Genomic DNA, 13,586 nt, shown 5'->3' with positions numbered 1-13,586 from the left:
TTTGTTTTAATGTTTTTACTAACAATATTTAGATTAATCTATAGATGTTAATTTTTAATTATTTCATTTCTATGTTTAATTCCCCAGTCTATAATCCCTTGTATTAAATCTTCAAGAGTTTCCCCATGTTGAGTTATAGAATATTCTACACTAACTGGTTTAGTATTTTTAACATTTCGAATCACTAATTTGTTTAGTTCCAAATCTTGTAAATCCCTTACAAGTTTTTTTGAAGCGATTCCGTGCAAACACCTTTTTAACTCCATAAAACGTAATGTGTGACCTCTAATTAAAACACTAATTATATGTATTTTCATTTTCCTGATAATAATTCCATAGTATCTCTAATAGCTCTTAATTCTCTGACACAATGATCAGAAAGTTCTTTGTCTTGATGGTTAAACATACGGCGAATATACATATTAGTTTCTGCAATTTTATTTCCTTAATAGTTTCCTAAAGGAAACTTCTCAAATGTTCTATATCAAGGTTTAGTAACAAGTATTTATTTTATTTTCGTCAAGAAACCAAGTCTATATGAATACAAAAATATTCTTAACTATTCACGGATTAATCTATACTTTATTTGGAGTTGGGATGTTTTTATTCCCAAACATTTTTTGGGAAACATATGGAGCTAAATTAAAAGATAAATACACTTTCTTTTTAGTACAGCATACTACAATATTTCTAGGAGGATCGACTATTGTTATTTCATTCTATGGAGATTTTAAAGAAAACTCAGAAAAAGCAAAGAAAATTTTATACGACCTACTTTTTACTAGTATCATAGGAGATATAATCACATCACTTGCAATCTTTAAAAGTATTTTTTACGACTTTAGTTGGATTGACTTGATATTTTTTTTGGGTATATGCATATTGACCTTAATAAAATTGAAATAAAAGTATCGTTTATATTCATTGTCGATAAAATGCGTATAGAAACCGATAACTATTATAATAATAAGATGATCTTGTGTTTATAAAAAACGTCATTCTAATTATCCAAATAAAGCATATTTTGCTTCTCAACCACATAGTAGTAGGAATATAAATTCTTATTAAATAAGTTTTTTTCCACTTTTTGTTAAGTACTTATTAAAAACATAATAGATGTAATTATTTGAACTATAATATGTTGTGATCATTTGAATCTGCTCGAAAAATGCAATGTGTTCAAATTGTTATTTATACTGGTATTCACAATAAAATTAACATAAAATTAAGAAGATATATGAGAAAGTCATTATAATTTTACTGGTGAAATAATCTTTGTTAAAGAAACAAAGTGAAATTTCATTATCATTTCTTGTTCTTTTATTAGAAATAAGAAATGTTTAAAAGGAGAGCACAGGTCAAGCAAATTTTGCTAATTGACCAACCCCCGGTGTGATTTTCGAATCTTATCGAATTTTAATAATACCAATACCCCACTAATTACTTTTTAAAACAAATAAAAATCAGTTGATTGGAAAATGCTAATTGACCAGCTTGTAGTATGCCCAATCGTAAAAATACTTATTTACAACCACACGTCGAATTAAGGTTATTTCTTAATGAGATTAAAGATTATTATCAACTCTTAAAACAAACCAACTTAAATAATGACTACACCTAAACCACACCAGATTTTTTTAAAAAAATAAGAATCAGTTGATTAGAAAATGCTAATTGACCAGCTTGAAGTATGCTCAATTGTAAAATTTATATCCACAACCACATGTCTAATTAAGGTTATTTCTTAATGAGATTAAAGATTATTATCAACTCTTAAAACAAACCAACTTAAATAATGACTACACCTAAACCACACCAGATTTTTTTAAAAAAATAAGAATCAGTTGATTAGAAAATGCTAATTGACCAGCTTGTAGTATGCCTAATTGTAAAATTTATATCCACAACCACATGTCTAATTAAGGTTATTTCTTAATGAGATTAAAGATTATTATCAACTCTTAAAACAAACCAACTTAAATAATGACTACACCTAAACCACACCAGATTTTTTAAACAAATAAGAATCAGTTAATTGGAAAATGCTAATTGACCAGCTTATAGTATGCCCAATTATAAAATATACTCACAACCACACACCTAACAAGGCTATAGCTTTTTTAGTAGATCTTAATAAAATTAAAGATCATTATCAACTCTTAATAAACCGACTTAAATAATGAATACAGCTAAATCTAATCAGACCATATATCCTAGAGCGGTATTGGAAAGAAGAAGAAAAAGAAATGAAAAAAACTGGTATATTTTTTATACCTCTCCACGTGCCGAAAAAATAGTATATAACGATCTTTTGGCAAGAGAATATGATGCATTTCTTCCATTGACTAGAACATTGAAAGTATGGAAAAATAGACAGAAGAAACTTATAGAATCTCCACTTTTTCCAGGTTATATTTTCGTAAATACCATAATGAGCGAGATTTATGATATCTCGAGACTACCCAAAATAGCTACATATATTAAATGTGGACAAAATCCTTCAGTCATTTCGCCAAATGATATAAATACGATCAAAAAAATGCTATTACTTGAAGAAGGTGTTTCTGTAGAAACTACTTTTTATGAAGGAGAACAAGTAAAAATTATTCATGGACCATTAACCGGCCATGAAGGCATTTTGGTAGAGCAAAAAGGTAAAACAAGATTTGGGATTCGTCTCAAAGAAATAAATCATACCGTGTTTATTAATGTTTGCACCAATATTTTACAAAAAGTAAATAGTCCCTGCCCGGTTAAATAAAAGTAACCATATCCTCCCTTTGTATTTTCAACATATCCCTTTGGTGTTAATCTAGATTATTATCACTATCCACACCTCGTGTCTTTAAAATTAAATTTATAAAACACGAAAAAGCAATTTTAAGCTAGGGAAATGGAACGAGCAGGTCTTAATAAATTTTTATAAGAAGTATCAGAGATATTTATCGATTTTATGTAGTTACTATACTACAAAAATTTAAAAAACATTAACTATTCAGATACTTTTTCATAGTTACTACACAAGAAAATGATAGATAAAGAAATACTATTAGAATCAACAGAGTCTTATCTTAAGTCTCTTATATCTCAATTTAGTCAAGTACCAATTGGAGATAATTGTGTATCTACTCCATTTCAAGAGTTAGGAATCGATTCATTTCGTATTCTGCAGATTATCAAAAAATTAGAAGAAGAATTCGGAACTTTACCAAAGACTTTACTTTTTGAAAATTTCAATATCGGTGATCTAAGTTATTATTTCGTTGATAAGCATGAAGGAATACTAAGAGAGAAATTTAAGCAAGAAAAGGAAGGTAATGATCGAGCTGTATACTCTAATGAAGAATCATCAAATTCAACCGAAGAAATTACAGAAATATTTGATAATCGTTATGATGTGAATAAGGAAGAAACTCCTGTTCTTATATTAGAAAAAGAAGCTAATAAACACCCAGAATTACTAAAGCTGGTAGAAAAACTATTTAACCAATATAAGAATGAAGGCTCTGCATCAAGAGGAACAAGAAATATAGCTCCTAATCTTTTTATTGGGGCAGAAAAAAAAGGGTACTTTAATTATAGTCGTTATAAGGATATCATATTAGTATATAGCTATACAGGAGCCAAAGATTATCTATCTGTTATAACAGAAGAAATATATCAATACTGTATCAACAATAATTTTGAACTCAATCTTTTCACGGTCGATCAAGTAGAATCGATAAGAGGGGTTTTATTTACAGCTACTCCTTTTGGCGTTTTGTCAAGGGTAAATATAAAAGATTTCACGCTTCAAGGAAGCAAGATGCGTCGTTTACGATATCAGGTATCAAAGTTTGAAAGAGCAGGAAAATGTAGAATTGAAGAGTATCAAAATGGTTCTGATAAAAAAGTAGACAAAAATATTACCCAAATTATTGATGAATGGTGTGCACCAAGAACAATGGTTAACCCGCTCATTCATATAGTTAAAGAAGAAATTTTATCTGGTAACTTAAGTGCAGAACACAGACTTTTTCTAACATATCTTGATGATGTCCTGCAGAATGTAATCCTTATCTCAAAATTGTCATCAGAAGAGAATGGATATTTAATGGATTTAGAGTTCTACCCAAAGAGTATGCCTCTGGGAGGATTAGAATATGCAATTGTAGAGATTATCAAAACTTTAAAAGCCGAAGAGTATACTACTTTAAGTTTAGGAGGTACATATGGTTGCAAACTAAACTCTTCATCGAATGCAGATCCAGAATTAGATAAAACACTAGATTATCTGCGCGGGCAAAATATTTTTAATGATGAAGGAAATTTGCAATTCAAAAATAAATTCAGGCCAGAACATAATACTGTATTTCTTTCCAGACCCGTAGGAAGCAATCCTGATAATGTAACCGATATTATTATGATGATTGCAGATCCGATGAAAATGCAAACTTCAGACGAAGAAAATCATACGTTCACCAAATTAGATAAGCAAACCGTTGCATTAGAGTCAAAAACAGCAAGGCAAAATACATCAAATTCAAATGGAGAGTTTAAGCAAGTAAAAGAAAACCCACAAGTAGAGAAACATAAAGTGGTGATTGAAGGAGAAGAGCGATCTATTATGCTATCGGATTATGGTTATAATCCTTTAAACATACCAGGTGATCAGGTTACATTTGATCTGAAAACCGATTCGTGGGCCCAATTAGAGCTACCTGTTATTCAAAATCAGTTAAGCTTTTTATATACACAGTTACAACAACCGGTCGATCTTGTCGAGAGTTTAAAAAATATATTTCCTTTTTCTTATTTTACGTTAACCACTGCAGGCCGTACTGCAGAACGTGCTTTTTGTAAATCATGGCCTAAAAAAGGAAAAGTACTTCAGAACCTGCTTTTTCCTACCATGATTTTTAATCAGATCGAAAACGGATTTACACCAATAGAGTTACCACATCCAGGGGTATACAAGTTAGATGCTGAAGACCAATATAAAGGAAACCTAAATTGGGAAGCTCTTAAAAAACAAGTAGAAGAAGACCCAGAGTCGATAGCTTTTGTTTTTATCGAAATGAATGATAATGCTGCCGGAGGAGCACCAGTGTCTTTACAACATCTCAAACAAGTCAAAACCTTCCTTTCAGAATATGCTATTCCTCTTGTTTTTGATACCACAAGAATTGTAGAAAATGCATTATTTATCCTGGAACATGAAAACGAATTTATTGGGAAGAATGTATGGGATGTAGTACGGGAAATGGTCTCTTATGCAGATGCAATAATTGCAAGTCTGGCTAAGAATTTTTGCGTAGATAAAGGAGGATTGATAGGTACCAATGATGTTGAACTTTACAATAAAATTCAAAACTTTATTCAGGAAGAAAGCATTGGACTTGATGTAATCGATAAAAAAGTTATTGGATTATCCTTTCATAACAGAAATAAGATAGAGGCTTGGGTTCGCAATAGACTACAATCTGTACAGACAATCTGGAGGGTTTTAAAACAACAAGGAATTCCTGTTGTGCAACCAGCATTGGGGCACTGTATATTAATTGATGTTAAACAAATTCCTGAATTTGAATTATTTGAATACCCGGTTGCATCATTTGTATCCTGGTTATATTTAAATACAGGGATTCGTGCAGGAGCTCATAATGTAGGAATGCAAAAAGATACAGAAATTAATAATCTGGTACGTCTGGCTATACCTGTGGGCTTAAAACAGGAAAAAATAGAGGAAATCGCTAATAGGCTTATTAAAGCTTTTCAGAAAAAGACTAATATTCCTGAGATTTTACCCAAAGACAATCAATCAGAAACATTTGGTAATATACATACCAATTTCAACCTCAAAAAGTATCATAATACTTCTGGAAAAGTAGTTTCAAAAACACTCAATTCTGAAACCTCTTCAATAGATAACGATAATAATTTCTCTATTACAGAAAGCACAGGAAAATCTACCCAAACTGATTCAGATATTAAAGTAAAAGAAACCGGGGCAAATCAGAATATACAAAATGATAAGCCATACCAAACGGGCGATATTGCTATTGTTGGGATAGCCGGCCGTTATCCTAAGGCCAAAAATATGAACGAATTCTGGAATAATCTGGTTCAAGGAAAAGATTGTGTCGAGGATATACCAGACGTTCGTTTTGGACAACGTCTTCATAATAAGTTTTCAGAAAAATATCGAGGTGGCTTCATCGATGATATAGACAAGTTTGATTCACTTTTTTTTAATATCTCTCCTAGAGAAGCTGAATATCTTGATCCACAGGAAAGACTTTTTCTTGAAGTAGCCTGGGAAGCTATCGAAGACGCTGGTTATTATCCAGAAACATTAGTAGATGACAATGCTTCTCGAAATATAGGAGTTTATGTAGGAGCTGTATGGACACTTTATCAGGTAATCGGTACAGAAGAAAAGCTACAGGGGAATTTTGTTAGCCCCAGTTCACATTTATGGGGTATTGCTAATCGGGTATCGTACGCTTTTAACCTATCTGGTCCGAGTTTGCCTATAGACACGGCTTGTTCCTCAAGTCTAAGTGCACTATACCTGGCTTGTGAAGCAATTTATAAAGGCGAATGCTCTGGTGCCATTGTGGGAGGAGTTAATCTTGACGCACATCAAAGTAAAATAGACATTAACAAAAGTGGTGGTGCACTTTCAGCAGATGGTGTATGTCGTACCTTTGGTAAAGGGGCCAACGGATATGTGGCTGGCGAAGGTGTAGGTGCAGTTTATATTAAACCTCTTGATAAGGCAATAAAGGATGGTGACCATGTGTACGGAGTGATCAAAGGTATTGCCGTTAATCACGGAGGAAAAACAAGTGGATTTATGGTCCCCAGCCCTAAATCACAGGCGCAGGTAGTTACTACCGCATTAGAAAGCGGTAAAATCGACGCTCGTAGTATTGGTTATGTCGAAGCACACGGAACAGGAACCGAATTGGGAGATCCTATCGAGATTTCTGGTTTAACTGCTGCCTTTCAGGAATATAATGTAGACAAACAGGAGTGTTCTATAGGTTCAGTAAAAACCAATATCGGACACCTTGAAGCTGCAGCTGGTATTGTAGGATTGCATAAGGTGCTCTTGCAAATGAAATATAAAAAACTAGTTCCTTCCCTTCACTCTTCTGAGTTAAATCCTTTTATCGATTTTAAAAATTCTCCATTTTATGTAGAACAAACGGTTAAAGAATGGAAACCTAAGACAATCGAAGGTGTTCAGTATCCACTTCGAGCTGGTATTAGTTCTTTTGGTGCTGGTGGAGCCAATGCACATGTTATCATTGAAGAATATGTAACTCCGATTGAAGAAGAAAAAACACCATCTTCAAAATTTAAGGAGTATATTTTTCCGCTTTCAGCTAGAAATGAAAATCAACTTCGCGAAACAGCAATACGCTTATCTACATACCTTCAGGATGATTTGTCAGGAGAAAAACTACTTACTTGTAAAGATATTGCGCATACGTTACAAATAGGAAGAAAATCTTTTGATCATCGCTTGGTTATAATTGCAAAAACAAAACAAGAACTAGTTCAAAAACTTACTTTATTTATTGATGGTAAGCAAGATAATGCGATGCTTACCGGAGAGGTAAAAAATAGTCAAAATATTACACGATTACTAAACCGTAAAGAAAAAGAAGAATTTATTAAGTTCCTGTCGCAAAGTGGAGATCTAAGTAAGTTAGCGCAGCTATGGAGTGTTGGATTTCTTGCAGATTGGCAAGGAATACAAGCTCTAGAAGCAGGAGCAAAGATTTCTTTACCAACTTATCCTTTTGCAGATAAGAGACACTGGATTTCTGATACTTCAAAATCATCCAACCTTAGCTTGCATTCAACCACTGCTCTTCATCCGCTAATCGATTCTAATGAATCAACATTCGAAAGACAGGTCTTCAAAAAAACCTTTCATGATAAGGATTTCTTTATATACGATCACTTGGTATCTGAAATTCCTACGCTACCTGGTGTTGCTTATTTGGATTTTGCACGTAAAGCAGGAGAACTGGCAACCGGAAGAAAAGTTCAAATAATTAAAAATATTCTCTGGTTAAGTCCCCTTACTGTAGTTGATTCGGTTCCCAAAGAAGTATGTATAGAACTAAAGCCTAACGGAGGATTAGTACATTTTGAAGTATTTAGTGAAGAAGAGAATAATACAAAGCAAATATATTCGCAAGGAAAACTTATATATGCAACTCATGAGGAGCTTACCGCAGAACCCGAATATATTGATTTAGAAGAGATTCGTACAAGATGTGTAAAAGTTACCGACGGAAAGGAAGCATATCCACTTTTTAAATCATTAGGATTAGATTTAGGACCTAGTTTTCAAGTGCTTCAGGATATTTTCAAAAACGATGATGAAATACTAGGAGAACTCCTTATTCCAGAGATCCGAAATAATGATTTTAATGATTACTTGCTCCACCCTTCACTTGTAGATGGTTCTTTTCAAGCAGGAATGGCAGCACAATTAGGAGAGCAAACAGGAGAAATGTTTGTACCATACTCAATAGGCGAAGTCGAAGTTTTACAACCGCTGAAACCAAAATGTTTTAGTTATGTCAAAAAAGTAGATGAACCAGGGTCCAAGGTTTCCAAAGTGAATGTTTTTATTGTGGATGAAGACGGAATGATACTTGTGAAAATTAGAGAGTCTATAGGAGTTCCACTGGTTAGTGTTCACGAAAAACCAGATCAAACTAAAGAAGAAGAGGAGTATTCAAAGTTATATTACTCTCATGAATGGAAGAAATCTCTATTAGAACAAGAAAAAGTATTATCTAATGAATCAGGGCCTATTTTACTTTTTAGCCCGGATGAAAAACTCCAAAAGGTTTATAAAGATCGTTATAAAAAGAATGAAGATATTATACTGATCGAACCTGGAGATAAGTTTAAGAAATTAGGAAGCCATAAATATAAGATCAATCCGCAAAACCCAGCAGATTTTAAAAAGCTTTTTGAAGCTTTGAATAAAGATATCATCAAAAATATATGTTTTGCCTGGCCGATAGGTGATGAATTAAAAGATGATGATGAATATGAAGAAGGTTTTATTCAGAAATCTTTTGATAATGGAATTTATTCATTCCTTATGCTCTGCCAATCTTTGATAGAGCAAAAACTAGATAATGTTCAATTGTTATATCTGTATTTAGGACAAATAGGCACTTCCCAACCACATCATGAAGCGATAAATGGCTTTGCCAAAACCCTTCAGATGGAGCATCCAAAATTGTATTGCAAAATTCTGGAAATCCAGCAGTCAAAAAAATCTTACGATAAAATTCTGGATATAGTTTTAACCGAATTGCATTCTGATAATTCTAATGAAATGACTATTCGCTATCAGGAAGAAGAGCGATATGTCAGAAAAGTAAAAGAATTTTCCTTACTTCAGGATCAAGATTCAGATAGGACTGATAGCTTTGGGCTAAAAGAAAAAGGCGTATATATTATTACTGGTGGCGCAGGAGGATTGGGACTTATATTTGCAGAATATTTAGCTGCTCAATGTAAAGCACGGTTAGTACTTACCGGAAGATCAAAACTCTCGGGCGAACGTCAAACAAAATTAGATAGATTAAGTGAGGTTGGTGCAGAAGTAATGTATATACCGGCAGATGTTTCGATAGCTAAAGATGTCGAGAACCTGGTTAAGAAAGCAAAATCGAAGTTCGGGAAAATTAACGGAATTATTCATAGTGCAGGTGTTTTAAGAGATTCGTACGTAAGGAGTAAAACGCGCGAAGAAATGGAAGCGGTTTTTGCTCCAAAAGTATACGGGACACTTTATTTGGATAGAATAACCAAAGATGAAGACCTGGACTTTTTTGTAACGTTTTCATCCCTGGCAGCAGTAGGAGGAAATGCAGGGCAGTGTGATTATTCGTTCGCAAATCACTTTATGGATTCCTTTGCAGAAAAACGTAAGTTGTTACAAGAAAAAGGAGAAAGATCAGGAGTAACGTTAAGTCTTAACTGGTCTTTATGGGCAGATGGAGGAATGAAGTTGGATGAACAAACTGAAATTTTCTTTAAAAAGAATCTGGGGATAAAACCTTTAAGTATAAAAACTGGCCTGGAAGCATTTGAAAAAGGACTTCATACCAGAAAAGCACAATTTGTTGTATTAGAAGGAGTACAGGAAAAAATAGAACGAGCCTGGGGTATTAAGGAAAAGGAAACCCCGGAAGCTGTAGCAACAGACTCTAAAACTTCTACTGACTCTGAAGTACAGGTGGATCAACAAGCAGATAAAGAATTATTTATAGTAGTTCGGGACGCACTATCTAAAATTGTTATGGAGATGTTGAAACTGGATCCAGAAGACATTTCGTACGATAAGATATTATTGGATTTAGGGTTTGATTCTATAGGTTTAACAACCTATGCAAACAGAATCAACGAACTTTATGAATTAGATATAACTCCGGTACTCTTTTTTGAATATCCATCAATTAAGGAAATAGCAACATTCCTCTCTAGAGAACATAAAAATGAAGTACAGAAAACTCATGAAGTTTCAGGAGGTACTTCTACCTCTGATATCAAGAAAGAAGCTAGTCAGCCGGCAAAAAGAAAAGAGGAATATTCGGATGCAGAGAAAGGCATATTAAGCATTAATAAAGGATGGAATGCAAGTGCATTAGATCAGCAATCTCAATCCCCAGGAGAAGCATTATCTACAGAAAGCCGTTTTATAGATCAACCCATTGCAATAGTTGGTATGAGTGGAGTTATGCCAGGATCAGAAAACCTGGAAGAATTCTGGGAAAACCTTGAGAATGAAAAGAACTTAATCACTGTGATTCCTGAAGATCGATGGAATTGGGAAGACTATGATGGAGATCCTTTTAGAGAGAAAAATAAAACCAATTCTAAATGGGGAGGTTTTATGAGTGACGTGGATAAATTCGATCCTTCATTTTTTGGAATTTCTCCCAGGGAAGCCGAAATGATGGACCCACAACAGCGAATATTTTTAGAAACAGTATGGAAAGCTATTGAAGATTCTGGACATAAAGTTTCTGATCTATCGGGTACTAAAACAGGATTATTTGTTGGAGTAGCAACAAGAGATTATGCAGATTCATTAGTAGATAATCAAATTCCGCTTGACGGATATACCGCTTCGGGAAATTCACACTCTGTATTGGTTAACCGGGTTTCTTTTCTATTAAATCTTCGAGGGCCAAGTGCTCCACTTGATACAGCATGCTCCAGTTCTTTGATTGCAGTTCATAGAGCAATAGAATCCATACATACTGGGAGTTCTGATATGGCAATAGTTGGAGGAGTACAGTTAATGCTCACTCCTGCTGCCTATATTTCATTCGGAATGGCTGGTATGTTAAGTGGTGATGGTAAATGCAAAACTTTTGACAAGAGTGCAAATGGATATGTAAGAGGAGAAGGTTCTGGAGCTATATTTCTTAAACCTCTGGATAAAGCAGAAGCCGATAGAGATCATATTTATGCTGTTATTAAAGCAACTACCGAAAATCACGGAGGAAAGGTTACCATGCTTACAGCACCTAATCCCGTTGCTCAAACCGATTTACTTGTAGAAGCTTATCAAAAGGCTCATATTGATCCCTCGACAGTTGGATATATCGAATGTCACGGTACTGGTACCAGTTTGGGAGACCCTATTGAAATTCAGGCGTTAAATAAAACCTTTTCAGAATTATATAAAAAACATAATAAAGCTCCTGCAAAAACTCCTCACTGTGGTTTGTCTTCTGTAAAGACTAATATCGGTCACCTAGAAACAGCAGCTGGAATAGCAGGAGTACTTAAAGTACTGTTATCTCTTAAACATAAAAAAATACCAGCAACACTTCATTTTGAAGAACTCAATCCATATATCAATCTTAAAGATAGTCCACTCTACATTGTAGATAAAACACAAAATTGGGAGGTTATAAAGGATGATCAGGATAATACTTTACCAAGAAGAGCAGGAGTAAGTTCGTTTGGTTTTGGAGGTGCAAATTCACATATCGTTTTAGAAGAATATATTCAGGAAGAAGATCATTCTCAAATTCAATTAGATGAACCACATATTATTGTACTTTCAGCAAAGACTGAAGATCGACTTAAAGCATACACTCAATTATTATATAATCATGTAGAAAAACATGATATTAATCTTACTAATCTTGCTTTTACACTTCAGGTGGGAAGAGATGAGATGGATGAACGATTGGGATTGGTGGTAAATTCGATTGAAGAACTGAAAGAGAAACTTTCGGACTACCTAAGTCAAAAAGAAAACATAGAAGATATTTTCTATGATAGAGTTAAACAAAATAGTGCAGCTGTTATAGACTCCACAGAAAAAAATGATTTCTCAGAAACGCAGATAGATAAATACATTAATGATAAGAATTATTCTAGGTTAACCGAAGCTTGGGTAATGGGTATTCATATAGATTGGGCACAGCTTTATAAACAAGTAAAACCAAGACGTATTAGCTTGCCAACATATCCTTTTGCTCGTGAGAGATACTGGTTTAATTTGGTAGATAGTGAAAAATTGAAATCCGCAGGAGAATTTGAAAAACTTCATCCATTGTTACATTATAATTCCTCTACACTAAGTCAGCAGTGTTATACTTCTACTTTCAGTGGTAAAGAATTTTTTATAAAAGATCATAAAATACAACAGCAAAATGTAATGCCTTTTACCGCCTGTTTAGAAATGGCCTATGTAGCTGTAAAAAATGCAATGCCAGATCTTAATGAATCTACAACTCTGGAATTACGAAATACCTTTTGTGTAAATCTACTTACTATTAAAGATAACAAAGAAGTCAATATATCACTCGTTGAAAATAATGATAAAGGAGTTGACTATGAGATTTATAGTATAGAAGGAGAAAAAGAAATCATCCATTGTGAGGGAGAAGTTGTGATTCTAGCAAATCAAAATTCAACAAACATTGATATAGTACAACTCAAAACTCATTTTACAACACAAGCCATTAATCCAGAAGAACTTTATCAGGTTTTAAAGCAAATGGATATGAGTTATGGCCCTTCTTTTAAAGGAATAAAAAACTTTTACAAGGGAGAAGATCAAATTCTGGCCCAATTAAGTTTACCAGAAACTATAACCGATGATTATAAAAACTATGCTCTTCATCCAAGTCTTATTGAGAGTTCGTTACAATTAGCAATCGGTTTATTGACCGATCTGGATTCGAAATTAAATCAACCCATATTACCGTTTGAAATAGGATCTGTGAAATTATTTTCTCCTTGCCAAAAAGAATTATATGCCTGGGTACGATATTCAAAAGGAAGTAAACAGGAAGATGATATAGTGAACGTAGATATTGATCTTACCGATAAGTCTGGTGAGGTATGTGTTAAAATGAAATCTCTGGCATTCGACAGTACTTTATACAAGCAGACAAAGAAAAATACTTATAAAGATTTTGAAATGCTTATAAATGCAATCCATAATGGTGATACGAGGGAACAAGAATATGCCGAGACAGAAAATTCCGAAACTAGTTTTAATCAATTGTTAAAAGATTTATACTAAAGAAAAT

Annotated in this window: 4 protein-coding genes; 3 read left to right on the top strand and 1 reads right to left on the bottom strand. The window is 33.5% G+C overall.

Going from position 1 to position 13,586, the window contains the following annotated elements:
• Positions 1–47: 47 nt before the first annotated feature.
• Complete coding sequence (locus ATO12_RS21035) at positions 48–317, bottom strand: winged helix-turn-helix transcriptional regulator (protein WP_240486163.1); 270 nt, start codon at positions 315–317, stop codon at positions 48–50.
• Positions 318–537: 220 nt separating this feature from the next.
• Here ATO12_RS21035 and ATO12_RS21030 point away from each other — a divergent pair, with 220 nt between their 5' ends.
• From ATO12_RS21030 to ATO12_RS21020, 3 genes are all read left to right on the top strand, one after another.
• On the top strand, positions 538–906 hold the full coding sequence (locus ATO12_RS21030; protein ID WP_034246258.1) for a hypothetical protein: 369 nt from the start codon (positions 538–540) through the stop codon (positions 904–906).
• 1,273 nt (positions 907–2,179) lie between these two features.
• The gene (locus ATO12_RS21025; protein WP_034246256.1) at positions 2,180–2,761 is read left to right on the top strand and encodes a UpxY family transcription antiterminator; all 582 of its coding nucleotides are present in this window, start codon (positions 2,180–2,182) and stop codon (positions 2,759–2,761) included.
• A gap of 267 nt (positions 2,762–3,028) precedes the next feature.
• Positions 3,029–13,579, top strand: coding sequence for an SDR family NAD(P)-dependent oxidoreductase (locus tag ATO12_RS21020; protein ID WP_034246254.1), 10,551 nt, complete (start codon positions 3,029–3,031; stop codon positions 13,577–13,579).
• Positions 13,580–13,586: the final 7 nt, after the last annotated feature.

This window comes from Aquimarina atlantica (genome assembly GCF_000626715.1).
Classification (GTDB): Bacteria; Bacteroidota; Bacteroidia; order Flavobacteriales; family Flavobacteriaceae; genus Aquimarina; species Aquimarina atlantica.
This window is presented reverse-complemented; position numbering and strand designations above follow the sequence as displayed.